General features: G+C 50.6%; 23 protein-coding genes. 21 read left to right on the top strand and 2 right to left on the bottom strand.

Features of this window, described 5'->3' with window-relative positions:
* Positions 1 to 31: 31 nt before the first annotated feature.
* Positions 32 to 937 (bottom strand): AraC family transcriptional regulator, encoded by a 906-nt coding sequence (locus tag MHI43_RS19285; protein WP_341283149.1) that lies wholly within the window; start codon positions 935 to 937, stop codon positions 32 to 34.
* Between the two features lie 151 nt (positions 938 to 1,088).
* Here MHI43_RS19285 and MHI43_RS19280 point away from each other — a divergent pair, with 151 nt between their 5' ends.
* The 18 genes from MHI43_RS19280 (at position 1,089) to MHI43_RS19195 (ending at position 17,153) form a co-directional block, all read left to right on the top strand.
* Complete coding sequence (locus tag MHI43_RS19280; protein WP_036661196.1) at positions 1,089 to 2,969, top strand: beta-L-arabinofuranosidase domain-containing protein; 1,881 nt, start codon at positions 1,089 to 1,091, stop codon at positions 2,967 to 2,969.
* Positions 2,970 to 3,457: 488 nt separating this feature from the next.
* Entirely contained in the window at positions 3,458 to 4,180 is a 723-nt protein-coding gene (locus tag MHI43_RS19275) for a VOC family protein (protein ID WP_036661190.1), read from the top strand.
* A gap of 14 nt (positions 4,181 to 4,194) precedes the next feature.
* The gene (locus MHI43_RS19270) at positions 4,195 to 4,602 is read left to right on the top strand and encodes a DUF6220 domain-containing protein (RefSeq protein ID WP_036661189.1); all 408 of its coding nucleotides are present in this window, start codon (positions 4,195 to 4,197) and stop codon (positions 4,600 to 4,602) included.
* Between the two features lie 237 nt (positions 4,603 to 4,839).
* The gene (locus tag MHI43_RS19265; protein WP_015736006.1) at positions 4,840 to 5,190 is read left to right on the top strand and encodes a VOC family protein; all 351 of its coding nucleotides are present in this window, start codon (positions 4,840 to 4,842) and stop codon (positions 5,188 to 5,190) included.
* Positions 5,191 to 5,197: 7 nt separating this feature from the next.
* Positions 5,198 to 5,617, top strand: a complete 420-nt coding sequence (locus tag MHI43_RS19260; protein WP_341283148.1) for a hypothetical protein — start codon at positions 5,198 to 5,200, stop codon at positions 5,615 to 5,617.
* A 245-nt stretch (positions 5,618 to 5,862) separates the two neighbouring features.
* The gene (locus MHI43_RS19255) at positions 5,863 to 6,426 is read left to right on the top strand and encodes a histidine phosphatase family protein (RefSeq protein WP_036661186.1); all 564 of its coding nucleotides are present in this window, start codon (positions 5,863 to 5,865) and stop codon (positions 6,424 to 6,426) included.
* A gap of 172 nt (positions 6,427 to 6,598) precedes the next feature.
* On the top strand, positions 6,599 to 7,333 hold the full coding sequence (locus MHI43_RS19250) for an aminoglycoside phosphotransferase family protein (protein WP_235201700.1): 735 nt from the start codon (positions 6,599 to 6,601) through the stop codon (positions 7,331 to 7,333).
* A gap of 161 nt (positions 7,334 to 7,494) precedes the next feature.
* A complete protein-coding gene (locus MHI43_RS19245) occupies positions 7,495 to 8,217 on the top strand; it encodes an SDR family NAD(P)-dependent oxidoreductase (RefSeq protein WP_036661182.1) in 723 nt (240 codons plus the stop codon).
* Between the two features lie 27 nt (positions 8,218 to 8,244).
* A complete protein-coding gene (locus MHI43_RS19240) occupies positions 8,245 to 8,877 on the top strand; it encodes a ThuA domain-containing protein (RefSeq protein ID WP_036661178.1) in 633 nt (210 codons plus the stop codon).
* Between the two features lie 232 nt (positions 8,878 to 9,109).
* Positions 9,110 to 10,117, top strand: coding sequence for a LacI family DNA-binding transcriptional regulator (locus MHI43_RS19235; RefSeq protein ID WP_036661175.1), 1,008 nt, complete (start codon positions 9,110 to 9,112; stop codon positions 10,115 to 10,117).
* A 109-nt stretch (positions 10,118 to 10,226) separates the two neighbouring features.
* Positions 10,227 to 11,894 carry a ribulokinase gene (locus MHI43_RS19230; protein ID WP_036661173.1) on the top strand — a complete coding sequence of 556 codons (1,668 nt, stop codon included), beginning with the start codon at positions 10,227 to 10,229 and terminating at the stop codon, positions 11,892 to 11,894.
* Between the two features lie 98 nt (positions 11,895 to 11,992).
* Entirely contained in the window at positions 11,993 to 13,075 is a 1,083-nt protein-coding gene (locus MHI43_RS19225) for a glycoside hydrolase family 172 protein (RefSeq protein ID WP_036661171.1), read from the top strand.
* 25 nt (positions 13,076 to 13,100) lie between these two features.
* Entirely contained in the window at positions 13,101 to 13,292 is a 192-nt protein-coding gene (locus MHI43_RS19220; RefSeq protein WP_036661169.1) for a hypothetical protein, read from the top strand.
* Positions 13,293 to 13,574: 282 nt separating this feature from the next.
* Entirely contained in the window at positions 13,575 to 14,378 is an 804-nt protein-coding gene (locus MHI43_RS19215; protein ID WP_327196871.1) for an acetamidase/formamidase family protein, read from the top strand.
* 17 nt (positions 14,379 to 14,395) lie between these two features.
* On the top strand, positions 14,396 to 14,530 hold the full coding sequence (locus MHI43_RS19210) for a hypothetical protein (protein WP_327196870.1): 135 nt from the start codon (positions 14,396 to 14,398) through the stop codon (positions 14,528 to 14,530).
* Between the two features lie 97 nt (positions 14,531 to 14,627).
* Entirely contained in the window at positions 14,628 to 15,416 is a 789-nt protein-coding gene (locus MHI43_RS19205; protein WP_015735986.1) for an alpha/beta hydrolase, read from the top strand.
* Entirely contained in the window at positions 15,404 to 16,450 is a 1,047-nt protein-coding gene (locus tag MHI43_RS19200; RefSeq protein ID WP_015735985.1) for an ATP synthase subunit B, read from the top strand. Before MHI43_RS19205 ends, MHI43_RS19200 begins: the two co-directional genes overlap by 13 nt.
* A gap of 229 nt (positions 16,451 to 16,679) precedes the next feature.
* Complete coding sequence (locus tag MHI43_RS19195) at positions 16,680 to 17,153, top strand: hypothetical protein (protein ID WP_015735984.1); 474 nt, start codon at positions 16,680 to 16,682, stop codon at positions 17,151 to 17,153.
* A 96-nt stretch (positions 17,154 to 17,249) separates the two neighbouring features.
* Here the strand turns inward: MHI43_RS19195 and MHI43_RS19190 are convergent, their stop codons facing one another.
* Positions 17,250 to 18,236: a DNA-3-methyladenine glycosylase gene (locus MHI43_RS19190; protein ID WP_285857304.1), complete on the bottom strand. Its 987-nt coding sequence runs from the start codon at positions 18,234 to 18,236 to the stop codon at positions 17,250 to 17,252.
* 147 nt (positions 18,237 to 18,383) lie between these two features.
* Between MHI43_RS19190 and MHI43_RS19185 the strand changes: the two genes are divergently transcribed.
* From MHI43_RS19185 to MHI43_RS19175, 3 genes are read left to right on the top strand one after another with little or no spacing between them, the layout of a single operon-like run.
* A complete protein-coding gene (locus MHI43_RS19185; protein WP_015735982.1) occupies positions 18,384 to 18,977 on the top strand; it encodes a bifunctional transcriptional activator/DNA repair enzyme AdaA in 594 nt (197 codons plus the stop codon).
* Positions 18,967 to 19,512: a methylated-DNA--[protein]-cysteine S-methyltransferase gene (locus tag MHI43_RS19180; RefSeq protein WP_015735981.1), complete on the top strand. Its 546-nt coding sequence runs from the start codon at positions 18,967 to 18,969 to the stop codon at positions 19,510 to 19,512. Before MHI43_RS19185 ends, MHI43_RS19180 begins: the two co-directional genes overlap by 11 nt.
* Positions 19,505 to 20,218 carry a 2OG-Fe(II) oxygenase gene (locus MHI43_RS19175; RefSeq protein WP_015735980.1) on the top strand — a complete coding sequence of 238 codons (714 nt, stop codon included), beginning with the start codon at positions 19,505 to 19,507 and terminating at the stop codon, positions 20,216 to 20,218. Before MHI43_RS19180 ends, MHI43_RS19175 begins: the two co-directional genes overlap by 8 nt.
* Positions 20,219 to 20,258 lie beyond the last annotated feature (40 nt).

Below are 20,258 nucleotides of genomic sequence, written 5' to 3'. Positions count from 1 at the left end.
AAGCCAAAAGCCTAACGCATTCGATGGCATGCTATCGGGATGAACGGTACTTTAGCCTGAAAGAGTTGGGTTTAAACCCGGTATAACGAACAAAGCAGCGAATGAAATACGGAAACGAGCCGAACCCGGATTCCTCGGCTATGCGTCCGATCGGCTCGTTGGTGTGGATCAGCAAGCGTTTTGCTTGCTCGATCCGATGCCGCGTCAGAAACTCCAGGGGCGTGCAGCCGAACGTTTTTTTCATGCAAATGGAAATATAATTCTGGTGAAAGTGCATGGCATCGGACAATTGCTGGTAGCTGACCGGCTCTTTGTAATGTGCTCTTAAATAGTTGGCCGTTCGTTCGGCAATGGCATAATGAGGATGCTGCTGCTGGATTCCTTCTTCTTCGGCTTGGAACAACAGCAGCAGCTCATGCATCAGCTGCTGCTGTTTCCAGCGTGCCGCGGAAGATGGCGATTGCTGGAGCAGCTGCAGTTGTTCAATCAGACGTCCGGCCTGCGCTTTCGAAGACAGTTCTCCGTACTTGGGAATATAGAAAGAGAAATTATCAAATTGCACATAAGGGTGATCCGATTGCGATAAGGCAAACGGGATCCGTTCCTCCGCTTCAATCCACGGTGCGACCGTCTGAAAATGCAGCCAATAAAAATGGGTTTCCTTCTGACAGGGCAGGTACGTACGGTGTGCGGCATCGGGTCTTAGAATCAGGTGATACCCTGCCTTTACGCTGTAAGATACTCCGTTCTCTTCCAGGAATAACTCCCCTCTGGTCACGAGAATCAGATCAAAGACACCGATGTTATACCGATCCGGATGTCGATCTCCCTCCTGGTAGGTATCTTCTCCGCAAATCATATAATGCGGCAATGGCGGAGCCGTAAACTGGAAAATCATCTCCGGCCGGTCCTCCTTCTCCAACTGGCTTTTCTCCATGATAATCGTTTTGTTGCTCGGGATTCAATAAATCATGATGTTGTAATCGGATAAAAAGATGTTGTTTCTGTGTATAGGGAAACGCCGGTTGAGATGATATATTTCTACCTGAGTAAGCACCTATAAGACAGAACAAGGAGCGTGGAAGTCGATGCTGCATCAGACGGCTTTTAATAGTTTGCCGCTTAGAGCGATTAAGCCGGCCGGCTGGCTTAAGGATCAGCTGGAGATTCAAGCAAGCGGGTTTACGGGACATCTGGAGGAACAGTGGAAGGACGTCGGAGCAGACAACGGATGGCTTGGCGGCCAGGGAGAGAGCTGGGAGCGGGGACCTTATTATGTCGACGGTTTGCTTCCTTTAGCTTATTTGCTGGAGGACGAGTCTTTGATCGCTAAAGCGAATCGATGGGTCGAGTGGTCGCTTGCCAGCCAGCAGGAGAACGGCATGTTCGGTCCGGCGCGTATCACCTCCGTGAATCAGGATATCGATAAGGATCAGGATTGGTGGCATTATATGATCATGCTGAAAGTGATGATGCAGCATGAGGAAGCAAGAGGCGACGAACGCATCATTCCGTTTCTGACCAAGTTCTTTACTTACGTCCATTCGGTCATTGAGGAACAGCCGCTGCGGGGCTGGGCCAAAACCAGGGGGGCCGAGATGCTGCTGTGCATCGCGTGGCTGCATAAACGAACGGCGCAGCCTTTCCTGCTGCAGCTTGCGGATACGATCGCGAAACAAACCACGGACTGGAGCGGTATTTTTCATGATTTTCCGTTCTGGCGCAAGGTTGAAGAGTGGGATTGGACAACCCATGTCGTGAACGTGGCGATGGGCATCAAAACGCCGGGCGTGCTGTATGAATTACACGGAAATCCGGTGGAGCGGGAAAGCGTGCACCGGGGCATCGATTCCTTGATGACGTACCACGGGCAAGCGCACGGCATGTTCTCGGGAGACGAGTGGTTGTCCGGCACCCATCCGAGCCAAGGGGTTGAATTGTGTGCCGTCGTCGAGTATATGTTTTCGATGGAGCAGCTGACGCGCATTTTCGGGGAGGGACGCTTCGGGGATATTTTGGAGAAGGTCGCGTTTAATGCGCTGCCTGCCGCCATCTCTGCGGATTGGACCTCGCATCAGTATGATCAGCAGGTCAACCAAATGATCTGCAACGTCGCTCCGCGGGCTTGGAGCAACAGTCCCGATGCCAACGTATTCGGCCTGGAGCCGAATTTCGGGTGCTGCACGGCCAATATGCATCAGGGCTGGCCCAAGCTGGCCTCGCACCTGTGGATGAAGGACCAGGAGGACGGGTTAGTTGCCGTTTCCTATGCCCCCTGCACGGTTAGAACAACGGTTGGCCGCCAGGGCGTGTCCGCTGAGATTGCGGTCACCGGCGAATATCCATTCAAGGATCGCATTCAAATCCATCTGTCGCTTGAACGCGCGGAATCATTCCGGATATCGCTGCGCATCCCGGCCTGGTGCGACCATCCCGTCATTACCTTGAACGGGCGCGAAATGCCAATTCAGGCAGAGTCCGGTTATGCCGAGATCGTGCAGACCTGGCAGAGCGGCGATCTGCTGGAACTGTACCTGCCTATGGAAGTGAAGACCGAATCACGCAGCATGTATGCAACCAGCATTACAAGAGGACCGCTGGTGTACGTGCTGCCTGTGAAGGAGAACTGGCAGATGATCCGGCAGCGCGAGATGTTCCACGATTGGGAGCTCTATCCTGCTTCCCCATGGAAATACGGACTGATGGCCGATACGTCGTTCGAGGTGCTGGAGCGGGAGGTGGTCCGTCAACCGTTCCTGGCTGCCGATGCGCCTGTACGGGTGAAGGTGAAGGGCCAGCTGATCCGGGATTGGAAAATGGAAGGCAACAACGCCGGAAACCCACCGCTGCATCCGAACACGGACGGCCAGCCCGTTACGGAATTGGAGTTGGTTCCGTACGGAAGCGCGAAGCTTCGGATCGGAGAATTCCCTCTGATCGGGGATCGGACCAGAATCGCTAAGAATTAAGCAGGTATGTTAACACATTCGAAAACCGCGGATATCGCGGTTTTTTTGTTGTACGAATCTATGTCCAAATCACCAAAAGGAATGAGCAGAAATATTGCGATTACCTCTGAAAGATGTCGCAACCCTTGTTCCGTAGTGCATGAAGAATGCGAACAAGCGGTAAGCACCGCAGGTATTCATGAATGCGGGATATGTATCCATTGCGGGCCGGGCCTAAAAATAGCCTTTACACTCAGCGCGGAGAATCGAATCAAGATAGACGACAATTGTGGGCTGCACTATACGGGCTATTTTTAGATCGCTGTTTTCATTTTGTCACATAATCGGCCTCCTTCCTGTCTTGTTTAATGACAACGCATGAAGGAGGTTTCTTCGATTGAATGCAAAGCATGATGTGGCCATTGTGGGTGGAGGTATTGCCGGACTGACCGCGGCTCTTTATTTAGCGAGAGACCTGATAAACTCAAATATCTGGAGGAGGTAGTGAGATGAGAATCATCGAATTGGAACTGAGAACCGCCCGGTTAGCCGAACTGAAGGAGTTCTACACTGAAAGACTTGGATTTGCTCTAGCAGATATCACGGAACATTCCATCACGATCGTTGCCGGTGAAACGAGGTTGACTTTCGTTCGCGAGGAGGAGGAAGGGGTACGGCCGTCCTACCATTTGGCAATGAACATCCCCGAGAACCAAATTCGCGAAGCGAAAAGCTGGATCCTGGCCAAAGGCTGTCAGGTGCTTTCCGCTGCACCGCTTCCGTTCGCTGGAATCCAGGCAAACGAAGATATCGCCTATTTCGAAGGAACGGATGCGCATGCCTTCTATTTCGAGGATCCTTCGGGGAATCTGGTGGAGTTCATCGCGCGGCATCGAATGGATAATGCCTTATCAGAGCCTTTCGATCATGAATCCATTCTGAATGTCAGCGAGATCGGCTTTCCGCTCCGCGGAAGCGTATCCGAGGCCGTTCAGCGCCTAGATTCTCGATTTAACGTCACGCGTTATATCGGGGACGGAAAGACGTTTCAGATGCTCGGTGACGAGTACGGAATGTTCATCCTGGGGGATATGGCCATCGGCTGGTATCCTTCGATGAAGATTCCGGAAGTTCATCCTATCGGAATGACGATTCTCGATTTCCAAGAAGGGGAGTTTCAATTGGATCCGTACCCATACACCATTCGTGCGGTGTCCGAAAGGTTTGTCTAAGGGAGGAGTTAACGATGGAAGTACAAGAAATAACCGCAACCCGCTCTTCGCTGCCGGCAGCCGCTCAATATGCGCGGCTAGGTTTTAGTATATTGAACGTGCTTTTTGCGATCTGCATCGCGCTACAGGTGTTCTTGGCTGGATTCGCGCTGTTCGTGGATTCGTCTCAATGGGGGATGCATGGTAATTTCGCCATGTACTTCGCGCCTATCCCCGTATTGTTGTTTATATTGTCTTTTCCGGCGAGACTGCCCAAGGGCATGAAAGTTAAGAGTTTGGTGCTGATCGGCCTAATCCTTTTGATCTTCGCGACGGCTGTCTTTTCGGAAAAAATCGGATTTGCGGCAGCGGCACATCCCGTCATCTCGCTGGGCTTATTCTTGAACGCGTTGTTGATTATGAGGGAGATGACGAAAGGATAGATGAGAGAAAGAAGCCTATAAATTTGCCATAAACAATGATAAAGCATAAGCTGGAAACACGAAGCCACGTATATATACCTGTTTCCCAATCGTCTTTATGAATAGAGTGAAAACAAATTTATATATAATTGTATAAAAGTAAAATATGGTATTCTGAGAGCAGAAGGATGAGGTTGTTCCTCGAACGGGACCATTGTTGAGTAAAAATTTGATATCAAAACTTTAGGAGGATGAAAAATGAAGGTCAAACGAATTGTTACAAATGTTGCGACGCAGGACATTTCCAAAGCTTCGTATTTTTACGGGGAAGTACTTGGACTTGATCAACTAATGGATATGGGATTTATTGCAACATACGGTTCGCATGAGAAAATGGGCACTCAGGTTAGTTTCCTATCAGAGGGAGGCTCCGGAGCACCTGTGCCTGATCTGTCAATTGAGGTTGATGATCTTGATGAGGCGTTAACTCGGATAAAAGAAGCAGGAATTCCAATTGAGTATGGACCAACCGAGGAGCCATGGGGGGTTCGGCGTTTTTTTGTTAGGGACCCATTCGGGAAACTTATCAATATCCTTATCCATCTATAAATAATAAATGGAGCAAATTGTTGCATGGGCAGCGATAGCCCGGCAATGGAACTCGTCCAACAAATGGGGCAGACGTATGGAGAACTTCATCGTTACGGGCCCATTTATGAAGTATATTCAAGCTGGCAACGGACAACGCTTAAGGTTAAGTAAATCTTATGTGGGAGGTCATAATTTCTTGAAATTTGAACTAGGACGTTGCTTACTGAATGAACGATTGGTGGAATCCGGGAAGTCAGCGGAATGGTTGGCAAAAGACTTGCTTATTAAACCGGAACGAGTATACGACTTTATGGAGAACAAAAGAGTGATGCCACTCAAAATTGCCATATCGATCGCCGATTCCATCGGTTGTGACGTTCGTGCTTTATATGAATTAATTCCGCAGCATAATGAAGCAAAGGGAGATTCGCGGAATAATGGGTAGGCTGCACTAAGACTACAAATGTGATCCATTGATCTAAGTTAACGGGAATCGATTGCTCCTATCCAAATTAGAAGGCAGCTGATCATTTGTGATCGGCTGCCTTTTTTAAACTCTCCGCAATTCATGAACCGATTAGATAAGCATTTAGTTATATTTCACTGCACATAGTTCATTAGCTAACGGGCAGGATTACTCAGTTAAATCATAGAATACCTAATATGGGATTTGATCTTAGGAGGGCGGATATGGATTTCACATTTATTCGGCACGGTCATGGAGAACATCTCAACGATTATCCAAATCGGTTGAATACGCTCCATCCTAGTCTTACAGAGTACGGCAAATTTCAAGTAACGCAGCTACGAAATGAAATTAAAATGGATCCTGATGATTTAGTTCTTGTAAGTCCCACTAAACGTACAATTGAGACGGCAACGATTATAAAAAATGGCATGGACTTCATTATTTCTCCATTGGTTGGTCCGAGAATGTTTCCTCAGAACCCCGAACTTCCTTTTTTAGCTTGCGATCACATCCTTTCTAAAACGGAAATTACCGATCTGTATGGAGATACTGAAATTCTTGATTTCAATTTGGATTGCTGGAAAGAAGGGATCAATAGGATCGAACAGAATATTTTCGAAGGGTATGCTGCGCGGTTGTTAGAGTGGATCGGGGAAAGTTATAAAAAAATATTCTTTATTTCACATGATGGTACGATAACGAATTATCGGATATTGCTTGGAGAAAAAGGATTGACCAGGAAAGATTTTCTCGGGGAGGCTGGGGTATACCGAATGAGCTTGTAACCTGTTGGACACTAAGCGCTAAGCTAACATCCTCTGAAAGGCTGTGATGAACATCGGAAACCCATTGCGGGAAATCAATTGGGTGGAGAAAAGCAATACCCTTCAAGTTTTGCTCGATCATAAAGGTTCATTTCAAACAGTCTCCTTGGATTCGGGGCTGGAGGCAGAGGTAATGAAAATCGCCGCGCCAACGGCAGACTACGTACTGAAAGTGTGGAACAAAGCGTCCAAGCCGAATGTACATGCTCAATATCAGATTTTGAATGCTTTATTCACGCATGGATGTTCGGTTTCTGAGCCCGTGGGCTGGGGAACGGACCGAAATGGCGATTCATCATTGCTGACCAGTTATGACGGAACGCCCGTTCAAACGGTCGATCAGCGTAAACTAACGAAGCTGGTGAAGATTTTAGCGGATATTCATAAGCTCCCGCTTGAAGTTGGTGACCGATTACCCCGATATGATTTCATTGATTATTTCTTTCCTCGCATCGAGAACCACCCCGATATCCGGATTCTTCTGGAAGAACTTCTTCAGCGTGCGGATATGAAACAGTCATGTTTGATCCATGGCGATTACCACCTGGGCAATATTCTTGAGACTAAAGACAAGCTGACGGTAATCGATTGGACGAACGCCCAATGGGGGGATCCCAGATATGATGTTGCTTGGTCGATCATCGTAATGTGGGTATTTGCAAGCGAAAAGCAAGCCTCCATCTATCGTGCCGCATGTTGTGCCGAGTATCGTTATGATGAACATGACCTTGAATTGTTTGAAGCCATAGCTTGTATGAGAGGAATCATGCTGTTTAAGGCGAATGATGTACCTATCGGTCATCGTACCATCTCAAGGTTTAGGTCCATATTGTCCAAAAACGAATATTTAAACGACCAATTGCTCTAAAGCACTCCTAGATGAATATCAAGCAAAATGTGTAGCAGTATCAGGTTATGCTTAAACGTTTGTTAAAGAGCATTAGAAGACATTACGCAGGAATGGCATTTGGGGAAACTCCCGTATGTCGGTTGCACCGCATTTAATGGATAAAGGAGAGTTGTTGCCCATTGGAAACAATCGCTTTCGTCACGGGAGCCGATCGGGGTTTAGGATTGAGCTTGGCGAAATGGCTTCTTGAAAACGGATACACCGTGTTTGCCGGACGCTATATGGAGGATTGGGACGCACTGGATCGATTGCTGGAGGATTATCCGGACCAGTTGGAGCTGATTCCGCTTGATATCGGCGACGATGCCAGCGTGCAGCAGGCAGCCAAGCTGATCCGGGATACGGCGCCGCATCTGGATCTGCTCATAAACAATGCCGGCATCACGAAACGGTCCGATCTGGCGAACATTCAGGGCGAACTGGATTTTGCCGACATGGCCCAAATCTACAACGTCAATACCCTTGGACCTCTTCGGGTAAGTCATGCTCTTATCGATCTGCTGCTTCAAGGAAATAACAAGCTCGTGGTCAATATCTCATCCGAAGCCGGCAGCGTTAGCAGAAATAAACGCAAGGAGATGTACGGCTACTGTATGTCGAAATCCGCGCTCAATATGCAATCCTCGATACTGCATCAGCATCTGTCAGCCGATGGAGGACAGGTCATGGTGTTCTATCCCGGGTGGCTGCAATCCTACATGAGCGGCGAACTGAATCAAGAAGCGGCCGTGCCGCCGGACGTGTCTGCCGATCGCATCATGAAACTTGTGATGGACCATAAGGCATACGTTGGTGAACAGCCGATTTTTCTGGATTATGAAGGACAAGTGTGGCCCTGGTAAAAGGGCGGGAGAGGAGACTGCAAATCTATGAAAGCCATTGCGCTGGGACAATACGAGGGAGCGAAATATCATCCGTTTACGCAAATTGACCGCGAGCTGCAAACCATCTTCGAACCTGCGATGGACGTTGAATGCACGGATGATTACGCCGTACTGCAAAAAGATAAGCTGGAGGGATATGATCTGTTCATATCGTACGCAGAGTTTTCGGATGAGGAGATGCCCGAAAATCAAGTACAAGCGCTTATATCCTATGTGCACAACGGCGGGGGGCTGTTAGTTATCCACAACGGCATCTCACTGCAGCGGAGCACGGAGCTGGAAAAGTTAATCGGCGGGCGATTTACGGGACATCCGGCATATACGTCGCTGCCCGTTCGATATCAATCGGGGAGCCATCCGATCGTGGAGAGCTTAACCGATTTTACGATCGATGAAGAACCCTATCGGTTCGAATTGAGTCCGCATGAAACAACGGTCGTCTTTGCGGAATACGAGCATGACGGCCAGCGCTGGCCTGCGGCGTGGGCACATCCATACGGCTCCGGCCGGGTGGTATATCTGATGCCAGGTCATCATTTGCCGTCTTTTCGGATAGAATCCGTGCGTCATCTGATTCGGGAGAGCGGGCTGTGGGCTGCCCGAAAGTGCGTAGACTAGAAAATCGGCACGCATTATAGGCATTCCATCACCGCTCTCGAAGGCGGTGATTTTTAATTTGCGCAGAATAGTTCCTGCTGCCAAACGATTCGTTCCGCCCGGATCTGTATTTCCGGAAAATTCTAAAAAGAGGGTTGACAGCAGCATGTCCCTTCTTGTACTCTGTGTATGTAATCGTTTACGTAATCGATTACATACAGGAATCAGGATGATATTTTGAGGTGAACGATGATTGGCAAAAGCAACGATTAAACAAGTAGCAGCGGCAGCAGAAGTATCAACGGCAACCGTTTCAAGAGTGCTTAACAACAGCGATTACGTAAGCGAAGAAATTAAAGAGCGGGTGATGGCGGCCGTGAACCGGTTGAATTATCGTCCAAGCGCCATCGCACGCAGCCTGAAGCAGGACCGGACGTACATGATCGGCGTGATCGTGCCCGATATTTCTAACCCCTATTTCATGGGCATATCCCGAGGCGTTGAGGATATTGTAGGCAAAGAAGGCTTTCAGTTAATATTTTGCAGCTCGGACGAAAACCCGGAGAAGGAGAGACGATTGCTAAAGCTTCTGCAGGAAAAGCGCGTGGATGCCGTCGTATTGGCAACGTCAGGCGGGAACGACCCGGCGATCAAGCAGATCGCGGATTCCAACATGCCGATCGTGCTCGTGGACAGGAAGCTGGACTCGCCGGAAACAGGATCGATGCTCGATCTGGTAGCCGAGGACAATACCGAGGGAGCCTCGCGCCTAACCCGGAAGCTGCTGGAGGAAGGACATACGGCTATCGGCGTAGTTAACGGGCCAACGAGATCAAGCACGGGGAGGGAACGTCTTGAAGGCGTCCGGAACGCGATGAAGGCATTTGGCCTGAACGAGGGCCCCATGGTGTATAACGGAGATTTTTCCACGGAGGACGGAATCCGGGCAGTTCAGCAATTTCTGAACGCAGAACGCAGGCCAACCGCCATCATTTCCCTGAATAACCGCATGAGCCTTGGCGTCCTGCTCGAGATTGTGCGCAGCGGCCTGAAGATTCCTGCCGACATGGCAGTAGCTTCTTTTGGCGAGGTGGAAGCCGGGCCTTTACTCAAGGAATCGGGGCTCTACTACATGGAGCAGCATCCCTACGATATGGGAATCAAGGCCGGAGAAATCCTTCTAAGCCGAATACGGGAAGAAGTCCGGCAGGATCCACCGGCTTATGAAATATACAGCAATGAAGTCAAACAGCTGAACTGATCGATCGAATGGACCAAGCTCCGGAACTTTTTGACGGACTGGAGCCGGATCCAACGGTTACAGGGCATGCGCAGCTCATGGCCCTTTGTATACATAGGAGGCAGACGACATGAAACAGTTATATGCCATCGGGGTTGATTTCGGCACGGAATCGGGCAGGGCCCTGCTCGTCGATATCTCGACAGGTCAAGAAATTGCAACGTATGTGACGCCATATACGCACGGAGTTATGGACGAGGTGCTGGTTCACTCTGGCTTGAAGCTGGAACGGGATTGGGCGCTGCAGCATCCGGGGGACTACATGGAGGTTCTTGCGCAATCCATCCCCCGCGTGTTGTCGGAGGCTGAGGTTTCGCCTGAACAAATTATCGGCATTGGCATCGATTTTACGGCATGCACGATGATGCCGCTGGATGCAGGCGGCACCCCGCTCTGTTTGACGGAAGAATGGAGGGACCATCCGCACAGCTGGGTAAAGCTGTGGAAGCATCACGCAGCGCAGGATGAAGCGAATCGGATCAACGAAGCCGCGGCTTCGCGGGGGGAGAAATTTCTTGCGCGTTATGGAGGAAAGCTGTCCTCCGAGTGGATGCTTGCGAAGTCTTTGCAGATTCTGAATGAAGCTCCCGAGCTGTATGAACAGGCGGTATTGTTCATGGAAGCTGCCGATTGGGTGGTCATGCAATTGACAGGCCAGCTCGCGCGGAGCAGCTGCACCGCAGGTTACAAAGCCAATTGGCATAAACGGGAAGGTTATCCGTCCAAGGCGTTCCTGCATTCGCTTGATCCGAGGTTCGGAAATCTCGTCGAGACCAAGCTGAGAGGTTCCATCAAGCCCCTGGGTTCGAAAGCAGGCGGATTAACCGAAAGTATGGCGGCGATGACGGGGCTTCTGCCGGGAACCGCGGTAGCCGTAGCCAACATCGATGCCCATGCCATGGTACCGGCCGTCAGCGTCGTAACCCCGGGGAAGCTGGTGCTCGCCATGGGAACCTCCACTTGTCACTTGATATTAAGCGACAAGGAAGTGACGGGCCAAGGCATCTGCGGCGTCGTCGAGGATGGGATCATTCCCGGCTATTACGGGTATGAGGCAGGACAATCGGCCGTAGGCGATATATTCGCCTGGTATGTGGATGAAGCTGTTCCGGAATACGTTCGCCGCAAGGCTGCCGATGAGCGGCTTGGCATTCATGAGTGGCTGGAGAAGGAAGCGGCCCAATATGCTCCTGGCCAGAGCGGATTGCTCGCACTGGACTGGTGGAACGGAAACCGTTCCGTGCTGATGGATGCCGATCTCAGCGGCGTCATGCTTGGCTTGACCTTGCAGACCAAGCCGGCGGAAATATATCGTGCGCTGCTGGAAGCCACAGCCTTTGGAACGCGGGCGATTATCGACGCGTTTACCGATAGCGGCGTAGAAGTCCAAGAGCTTTATGCTTGCGGCGGATTGCCGCAGCGAAACCGGCTGTTGATGCAGATTTATGCCGATGTAACCGGCAAAGAAATCAAGGTTGCAGACACCGTCCAGACGGCCGCTTTCGGCGCTGCCATGTTCGGTGCGGTGGCGGCAGGCAAAGAGCAGGGAGGATATGACAACATTGTGGAGGCTTCAAAAGCGATGGCCCGCGTCCGGGAAGAAACATTCAAGCCTATCGAAGCGCATGTACGGGTGTATGACCAGTTATACAAAGAGTATAAAGAGCTTCATGATTATTTGGGTAGAGGCGAGAATGGAGTCATGAAGCGTTTGAAGTCATTAAGAAGCAGCTTATGACCTTAATGAACGATCGGGTTCCCCTCTGGTGTGTCCTTTCTTAAACAAAAAGGGTTGCGGTGCGGATACGATATCACGAATTGAAGGAGCGATGACTAATGACGAACTTTAACGGACTCAATATGCACCTCGGAAATTTATCCCGGCTGTCCAATGCGCAGACGAGATCCATCAGCGCGGAGAATTTCACCGGCGAGAAAGGAAAAGGGGGCATGGCCACCGAAGGCACTGGTGCAGCTGCTTCCAGGGATTTGGGCGCGGGATGGAAGGTGTCTCCTTCCGTGGAGATTATGCCGGGAGAAACCTTTACCATGGGTGACATTCAAGGCCCTGGGGCCATTCAGCATATTTGGCTGACCTGTCATCCGTCGCTGTGGCGCAATCTGATTATCCGCATGTATTGGGACGAAGAGCAGGACCCTTCGGTTGAGGTTCCAGTGGGTGATTTGTTCTGTAACGGGTGGGGTGAACGAAGCGATGTCAATTCGATTCCGGTTGCCGTCAATCCGGCCGGCGGCATGAACAGTTACTGGCAGATGCCTTTTCGCAAGCAAGCCCGATTGACGATGGAGAATCGCGCGCCGGAAAAGGCGGTCCTTTACTACCAAATCGACTATACCCTGACGGACATCCCCGAAGACGAGGCTTATTTTCATGCACAGTGGCGGAGAACGAATCCCGTTCCTTATAAGGACGTTTACACGATCCTGGATGGCGTGAAGGGACAGGGGCACTATGTAGGGACTTACCTTGCCTGGCAGGTGAACAACAGCGGCTGGTGGGGCGAAGGGGAGATCAAGTTTTATATGGACGGGGACCAGGATTACCCGACCATCTGCGGTACGGGAACGGAGGATTATTTCGGCGGAGCTTGGAACTGGGAACAGCCGATCGGTACGTACCGAACCTACTCGACGCCTTATCTGGGGATGCACCAAGTGCTGAAGCCGGACGGATTATATCGCAGCCAGCAGCGCTTCGGCATGTATCGATGGCATGTCATGGATCCGATCCGCTTCCAAAGCGATCTTCGCGTCACGATCCAGGATCTCGGCTGGAGGTCCGGAGGCAGATACCTGCCGCAGCAGAGCGATATTGCATCGACGGCGTTCTGGTATCAGGCCGAGCCGCATGCGCCTTTCCCGCAGCTCCCCGATAATGACGATCGGGAAGTTATATAGAGACGGTGTTATTGCTAAACGAATCATGATCGTAACTAGTGCGGCGAGCCCGATCGCCAAAATGCAGGTCAAGATCAATGGGGAACTGTTTGAACAAACATTCGCTCCCTATCGCTCGCATGCATCATATATCGAATTACCGCCGTCTGATGAGCAATCGTATACATTAAGGGATTATAAGTTTTATGATAAGGATGGCGTGCTCCTCGATGAATGACATGCTCTAACTAACGTAGTTCTTCGTTTATAGCTTCTCGGCTCAAACAACCTAAAGTCCCCAACCTTCACGCTTGCGTGATCGGGTTGGGGACTTTGTTGTGTGCCCAGGATTTTATAGGCTGCAATGAGTGCGGGAATATTATTTGAAGTAATTATTATTACTCTTAGAAGTAAATAATTGTTGACATATAGAGTAATTTAAAATACTTTATAAAGTAACAGAGTGAGGGGGTTAAGATAAATGGGCACTCTGATCATGTGTGTGAAGGGAGAGAAACGGATGTCAACAATCCATAGTCTTCAACCGGATATTCACACGCTTCACGGATTTTTTAGCAAGGAGCTGGAACCGGCCCTGTATATTCAGTCCGGGGATACCGTGGTGTATCGAACCTTGGATGCGGGATGGGGACTTGCGAAGCGCTCTGCTCCGGGAGCGCCGAGAACGAAGTTTACGGAGCGTGCGCCGGAGCGGGTGGAGAAGCAGTTCGGGCATGCCTTATTGGGTCCCGTGCATATCCAAGGGGCTCAACCGGGGCATACCTTGGAGGTTCAGATCAACGAGGTCGTTCCCGGGCCGTGGGGTTGGACCTCTGCCGGAGGGTTTCCAAGCTATTGGAACGAGAAGCTGGGCATGACCGATACCCAGGAAATGACATTGGACTTTGAATTGGATGCCAAAACAATGACTGGCAGGAGTCAGTTCGAAAATTTCAAGTATAGCGTCGGACTGAAGCCATTCATGGGGATTATGGGCATGCCGCCGGAGGAAGAAGGTCAGCATACGACTTTTGTGCCGCGCCCTTATGGAGGAAATCTCGATTGCAAAGAATTAACCGCCGGGAGCACCTTGTATCTGCCGATTCCGGTAGATGGCGGGCTGTTCTCAACAGGGGATGGACATGCGGCTCAAGGCGACGGCGAAGTTAGCGGTCCCGCTTTGGAATGTCCCATGGAGAAGGTGAGCCTAACCTTTCATGTCCGTGACGACATGCCCATTAAGATGCCCAGAGCAAAGACGAGTATCGGTTGGCTAACGATGGGATTCCACGAGGACCTGGACGAAGCGATGTGGATTGCTTGAGCGGGATGCTGGATCTCATGACAGAGCTTTATTCCATTTCGAGAACGGAGGCGTACGCATACGCCACCTTGACGGTGGATCTGAGAGTAACCCAGATCGTGAATATCCTGAAGGGTGTGCATGCATTTTTGCCTTTTGGCGCGTTGAGGTGAAAGAATGCACCAAGTGTTGGCTCAGCGACTGAAAAGGGAGATATCCCGATGATTAAACTTCATATTTTAAATGTCGATTTTATAGGAGGGCTCATGCATGCAGTTATACGAAACGATGGTCAATAACCATGGGGTACATATTCATGTGACGGAGGTACATCGGGAACTTAGGAATGAACAAAGCTCACTGGTTATCATCCCGGGCCTTTCCGAGTCGGCCGAGGATTATATCGACATTATGGAAAAAATGGTAACGCTGTCGCCCAGGCATATCGTTGTCATTACGCTCCGAGGCCGTGGCCAAAGTGATTCTCCTGATTCGGGATACACGCTTGAGAATCATATCAGCGATCTGGATGCGGCCATTCACCATCTTGAACTGGAACAGTTCGTACTCATGGGGTACTCACGAGGGGTAGCCTATCAATTAGGTTATGCCATTCGGAACCCGAAACGCATTGAAGGTCTGATCATCGGAGACTATCCGGCGATACATACCCAGCTGCCAGCGGGATGGGAGGATTTCTTTGCAACGCTGCCGCCTTGGAGAGGGAAGAAGCTATTCGACCGGATGAAACCATCGGCCCTGCATGCCCTGCAGAAGGATTCCGCGAAGGTAGAATTTTGGAGCGACCTGTCCCGATTCACATGCCCTGTTCTCATTATACGTGGCGTAAAACCTAATCCCGGGTTATCATTAGAAGCAGTGGAACAATATAAGCTATCGCTGCCTCAGGCACGAATCGTGGAATTCGAGCAGCATGATCATAATATTTTCGAACCGGATGCGGACGAGTTTGTTCGCACCGCAGACTCTTTTCTGAGAGAGATTAAGAAGAAATCAATAAACTATCACAAAAAGGGTGTACGGACTTGGACAATCTGAAGCTGAATGTATCACTATTACGACAAAGGGTTCCGAACCTCACCAGCGCGGCCAAATCCGTTGGATTGCGGCCCGCCACGGTTTCCAATCTATGTACGGGAAAAATACCCGTAGGCCGGGCGGAAGTTCGCACCATTGCCGCGCTGGCAGCCTTGGCGAAATGCAGCCTTGACGAACTGATCCTGCGCGGGGAAAGCGTGGAGATGATCGAAACGGGCATTAAGCCTCTTGATCTATTCGCTCCTCTGGCAAAAGGCGGTACCGTCGGGCTGGTAGCTCGTCCCGGTATGGGGCAGCTGGTGCTGCTCGGGGAGTTGTTTCATCACTTCAAGCAGGAAGGGTATATGACGATTCTCCTGAAGCCGGAAGGGAACTACCCGGAGCTGCAGGATATGCTGAATGACGTAGAGCGGGTTGCTTCTTCAATAGAAGAAATCTATTCTATCGTATCGCATGCGAATACCGATAAAGAAATTGTGTTTGCCGCGGATCGGGAGCATGTCTTAACCGGCAAAATCTATGATCTTCAGGAACGTTTTCAACAGGAAGGCATGCAGCAGATCACGACTTTTCTTGTGGACCTCAAAGGTGCGGTTGTTGATGAAGACATGCCTTATGGGCCACTGGAGACGCTGTGGTATTTCGATGCCGATCTGGCGGCAAGACATCTGTTTCCTGCCGTGAACCCCTTATATTCCACCTCTTCCGTATTAGAAGGCGTTCATCTGGATCAGGCTCACTTAGCGGTCCAACAGCGGGCCCAGAAGCTGCTTCGCCGCTATCGGGAGCTGCGTTCGCTGGTTCAAGTACGAGGATTGGAGGCCATTCCGTCATCCGAAATGGAGGTTTATGAGCGGGGAGAACGGCTCGAAGCTTATCTAACGCAGCCTTTTTACGTTGCTGAAGCTTATACCGGACTGCCAGGCGAGCGTGTCCACTTGCAAGAGGCGCTGCATGACGTGCAAGCCATATTGAACGGCAGCATGGATCATCGAACGGTGGAGAGTTTATCCTGGATCGGGACAATAAAATAAGAAGTTAGTTGACCAAAGCTGAATTCCCTAAGTTTGTTCATCGGGAATATCGGCTTTTTTACATGATTTTGCATAATATAATCCGTACGTCCCATAGCTGATACGCAAAGGTCAGTATATAATATGTGCTAGTTTGTACCGTACAGATGGCAAGAAGTGTATTTAACAACTGAAACTCTGCTGACTCCGTACGGACACGAAACTATATATACATAAGGGAGAAATGGACATGAAAAGAAAAGGTTGGCTAATCGCATTTGCAGCGGCATTATTGTTAACGCTTATCGTAGTACCGGTTCAGCAGTCTTTTAGCGCAGAGGGCAATCCGACGGCAACGGCCATTACGCAGAGCGCCCTGAACAATCAGTTCCACTTGGATCACGTCGTGAAGATTTACGTGCCTTCCACCGTAAAGGGGGATATTCCCATCACGGATGCGGCTCACCAGAAGTTTGTCGATCAAGCGTTGACGAAGCTGTCCGGCTGGTTTGGCGGGGCAACGGCAATACCGGGCGAAGGGGCTTGGGTGGATAACAACAAAACCTTGATCAAGGAAAAAGTAACCATCGTGTACGCTTTTGCCGAGAAACTCGACAAGGATTCGCTCAATCAAGTGGTGGACTATGCGAAGAAGCTCAAGGATGATCTTTCGCAATCTGCCATTTCGCTTGAGGTTGACGGTAAACTGTATTTCATTGAATAGCAGTCTCCGATCCATGAAGTGATCATAGGGGAGGTCTCCCAGCTGTCTGTTGTATGGCAGAAGAGGGAGACGTCCTCTTTATTTTGTGTGGACTTGTTAGTAGAGAAACCTCCACAGATAAAAAGTGGCGTAGGATTCCCAGTTCGCCCATCCTGCGGACAGCTCCAGAATCTCCCTCTTCGTCGGCTTCGCCTCTAGGCCTAGCAGATGTTTGATGGCATTATGCAGTCCCACATCATCGATGGGAAAAGCCGCCGGCATTCGCAAACAGCGCATCAGCACATAATTGGCCGTCCACGGCCCGATGCCGCGGATGCCGACCAGTTGTTTCTCCGCTTTCTTTAAGCTGCCAGCTTCCAGCAGCAGTTCTTTCGTTAATTTTCCATCCGTCATAAGCCCAGCTACTCCGAGGAGATACTCGCATTTTTTCACGGTCATCCGAAGTCCACCAAGATCTTCAACACGCAGCGGCGCGATGTCCTCAGGCCTTGGAAACATCAAGTAAACCTCGCCTTCACACTCGAAACGTCTGCCGAAGGCCTCGACGAAACGCCTTTTTAGCGTATACGCGTAAGCCAGGTTAATCTGCTGTCCCAGAATGCCCCAGCATAAAGCCTCGAACAGATCCGGAATGCCCATGTTGCGAAGCCCGTAGAAGGACTGGACGGCTTGACTGAGCAGGGGATCGGTCTCGGCCATCGAATAGAACGGCACTAAATCGGTGTTTAGATCGAACCAGTCCCGGACATAAATGGCTACCTCCGCCCGCTTGCTTGGTTCGGTCGGGGTGGTATTCCCCAAAAATCGAACCAGAATCGCTTGCTCTTGATTCCTGGCGCTGACTTCGATCACGGCAACGTCATCTTCAAGCGCGATCGCCCGGTAGATGCTGTCGTTCCGAATCGTAAAGAGACATTCATTCGGCGATCTTTGCAAATAATTGAGGTTCTCCTGAAAGCTGAATTCCTTCGGCACGAATAGCTTTAGCGTATGGATATGATCCTCCCAGCTGTCCTTGGGAAGCCGTTGTTGTTGTTCCATGGTATACGGCTTGTCGCCGCGATTGTGGTCCTGTTCATGCATGATCATCGTTTCCTTTCGTTCCTGATCTACTCTATACTAGTTGTACCATAAACGCGGACCTCATAATTTTGTTATCTTGCTCTTATATTCCAAAAAGCGTACAACCGGATCTTCCTGTGGTTATAATGTTAGCGGAGGTGAGGAAACGTGGCAAACCGGATACAACCGACCGAAGCCCAGTGGAAAGCCATTATCGACAATGACAAGGACAGTGACGGCCAATTTTTCTACGCGGTGCAGACGACGAAAATCTTCTGTAGGCCATCCTGCAAATCCAGGCCCCCGAAGTTTGAAAATGTGCGCGTGTTTCAATCGGCGGATGAAGCGAGGGCCGAGCGCTTCCGGCCATGCAAAAGGTGCAAGCCGACCGGCGAGCGCCTGCCGGACCACGAATGGATCGAACTCGTTGCCGAGTATATCGATGCGCACTATACGGATCATTTGACGCTGGATGTCTTGGCGGATGTAAGCCACGGCAGTCCGTACCATCTGCACCGGATTTTTAAGCGGGTCAAAGGGCAGACTCCGATGGAATACATTCAGGATTACCGGATCGGCAAGGCCAAAGAGCTTCTTGCGAATACCAGCCTGGCTATTTCGGATGTCGGCCATCAAGTGGGCATCGAGAACACGGCTTATTTTATCACGCTGTTTAAGAAGAAGACGGGGATGACCCCCCTAAGCTATCGAGGGCAATATATGAACAATACGAGTGCGGAGGTGCATAATCATGAAATCTAATCATTCAATCATTAGCTGGACACGATTGCGGCATGAGGACTGGAACATATATATCGCGGCCACGCCGCAAGGTTTATGCTACATCGGATCACCGGATAAACCGTTTAAAGAGCTGGAGGAATGGGTGAACGCGAAATTTCCTGGCTGTGAACTATTCCAGAATGATAAGGGCATGCAGCCATATGCCGCCGAGCTGGCGGACTATTTACAGGGGAAACGGGAACGGTTTGAGTTCGCAATGGATTACAAGGGTACCGATTTCCAGATGGCGGTATGGGATGCACTGTGCCAGATCCCGTATGGGCAAACCTTCACGTATTCTGACATTGCGCATCAGATCGGCAAGCCGGCGGCTATGCGTGCTGTTGGTGCGGCTATCGGGGCGAACCCGCTGCTTATCACCGTGCCTTGTCATCGGGTAATCGGCAAAAGCGGCGCATTGACGGGATATCGCGGGGGACTTGAAATGAAAACAAGATTGCTGCAATTGGAGCGAATGAACGTCTCCGTGAGGGAGACGAAGGAGTATGCCTAATCCTTTGCTGCAGCGCATAAAGAATCTGGATTGGCCTGCCGTACAGGCAGCTTTGGATGAACAGGGATATGCGGTCATTCCCAAGCTGCTCTTGCCCGAGGAATGCGCAGAGATCATAGGCACGTATACGGAAGAGCAGCGTTTTCGCAGCACGATCCAAATGGCCAGGCACCGGTTCGGACTGGGGGAGTACAAATATTATCAGGCGCCGCTTCCCGAAACGCTGCAGCAGCTTCGGGAAGGCTTGTATCCTGAACTTGCGCTGACGGCGAACCGCTGGTTGAACCGGCTAGGGCATGAAGAGAAGTATCCGGCAAGTCTGGATGAGTTTCTGGGGATGTGTCATGCTCAAGGTCAGGAGCGGTCAACGCCGCTGATTTTAAAATATGAACAAGGCGGATATAATTGCCTGCATCAGGATTTGTACGGGGATGAGTTCTTTCCGTTCCAAGCGGTCTTTGTCCTGAATGATAAGGAAGTCGATTACACGGGCGGGGAGTTTCTGCTGGTGGAGCAGCGGCCGCGGGCACAGAGCCGGGGACATGCGATCGCCTTGGATCAGGGAGCGGGACTGATCTTTCCGACCAACCATCGTCCGGTGCAGGGAACAAGGGGATATTACCGGACTACGCTCCGGCATGGCGTCAGCACGGTCACGTCGGGGACAAGATACAGCTTGGGAATTATTTTTCATGACGCGAAGTAAAGGAGCTGGGTGCGCATTCACTCATTCGTTATGAGAGGAG

Source organism: Paenibacillus sp. FSL H8-0457, assembly GCF_038051935.1.
GTDB lineage: Bacteria > Bacillota > Bacilli > Paenibacillales > Paenibacillaceae > Paenibacillus_AQ > Paenibacillus_AQ lautus_A.
This window is presented reverse-complemented; position numbering and strand designations above follow the sequence as displayed.

Bases quoted from the DNA above. Each gene is read 5' to 3' on its own strand.
- MHI43_RS19275 (WP_036661190.1), top strand. From the start codon at position 3,458: ATGAGAATCATCGAATTGGAACTGAGAACCGCCCGGTTAGCCGAACTG.
- MHI43_RS19230 (WP_036661173.1), top strand. From the start codon at position 10,227: ATGAAACAGTTATATGCCATCGGGGTTGATTTCGGCACGGAATCGGGC.
- MHI43_RS19285 (WP_341283149.1), bottom strand. From the start codon at position 937: ATGGAGAAAAGCCAGTTGGAGAAGGAGGACCGGCCGGAGATGATTTTC.
- MHI43_RS19240 (WP_036661178.1), top strand. From the start codon at position 8,245: ATGAAAGCCATTGCGCTGGGACAATACGAGGGAGCGAAATATCATCCG.
- MHI43_RS19175 (WP_015735980.1), top strand. From the start codon at position 19,505: ATGCCTAATCCTTTGCTGCAGCGCATAAAGAATCTGGATTGGCCTGCC.
- MHI43_RS19225 (WP_036661171.1), top strand. From the start codon at position 11,993: ATGACGAACTTTAACGGACTCAATATGCACCTCGGAAATTTATCCCGG.
- MHI43_RS19260 (WP_341283148.1), top strand. From the start codon at position 5,198: ATGGAGCAAATTGTTGCATGGGCAGCGATAGCCCGGCAATGGAACTCG.
- MHI43_RS19205 (WP_015735986.1), top strand. From the start codon at position 14,628: ATGCAGTTATACGAAACGATGGTCAATAACCATGGGGTACATATTCAT.
- MHI43_RS19280 (WP_036661196.1), top strand. From the start codon at position 1,089: ATGCTGCATCAGACGGCTTTTAATAGTTTGCCGCTTAGAGCGATTAAG.
- MHI43_RS19180 (WP_015735981.1), top strand. From the start codon at position 18,967: ATGAAATCTAATCATTCAATCATTAGCTGGACACGATTGCGGCATGAG.
- MHI43_RS19215 (WP_327196871.1), top strand. From the start codon at position 13,575: ATGTCAACAATCCATAGTCTTCAACCGGATATTCACACGCTTCACGGA.
- MHI43_RS19255 (WP_036661186.1), top strand. From the start codon at position 5,863: ATGGATTTCACATTTATTCGGCACGGTCATGGAGAACATCTCAACGAT.
- MHI43_RS19220 (WP_036661169.1), top strand. From the start codon at position 13,101: ATGATCGTAACTAGTGCGGCGAGCCCGATCGCCAAAATGCAGGTCAAG.
- MHI43_RS19270 (WP_036661189.1), top strand. From the start codon at position 4,195: ATGGAAGTACAAGAAATAACCGCAACCCGCTCTTCGCTGCCGGCAGCC.
- MHI43_RS19250 (WP_235201700.1), top strand. From the start codon at position 6,599: ATGAAAATCGCCGCGCCAACGGCAGACTACGTACTGAAAGTGTGGAAC.
- MHI43_RS19195 (WP_015735984.1), top strand. From the start codon at position 16,680: ATGAAAAGAAAAGGTTGGCTAATCGCATTTGCAGCGGCATTATTGTTA.
- MHI43_RS19265 (WP_015736006.1), top strand. From the start codon at position 4,840: ATGAAGGTCAAACGAATTGTTACAAATGTTGCGACGCAGGACATTTCC.
- MHI43_RS19210 (WP_327196870.1), top strand. From the start codon at position 14,396: ATGACAGAGCTTTATTCCATTTCGAGAACGGAGGCGTACGCATACGCC.
- MHI43_RS19190 (WP_285857304.1), bottom strand. From the start codon at position 18,236: ATGCATGAACAGGACCACAATCGCGGCGACAAGCCGTATACCATGGAA.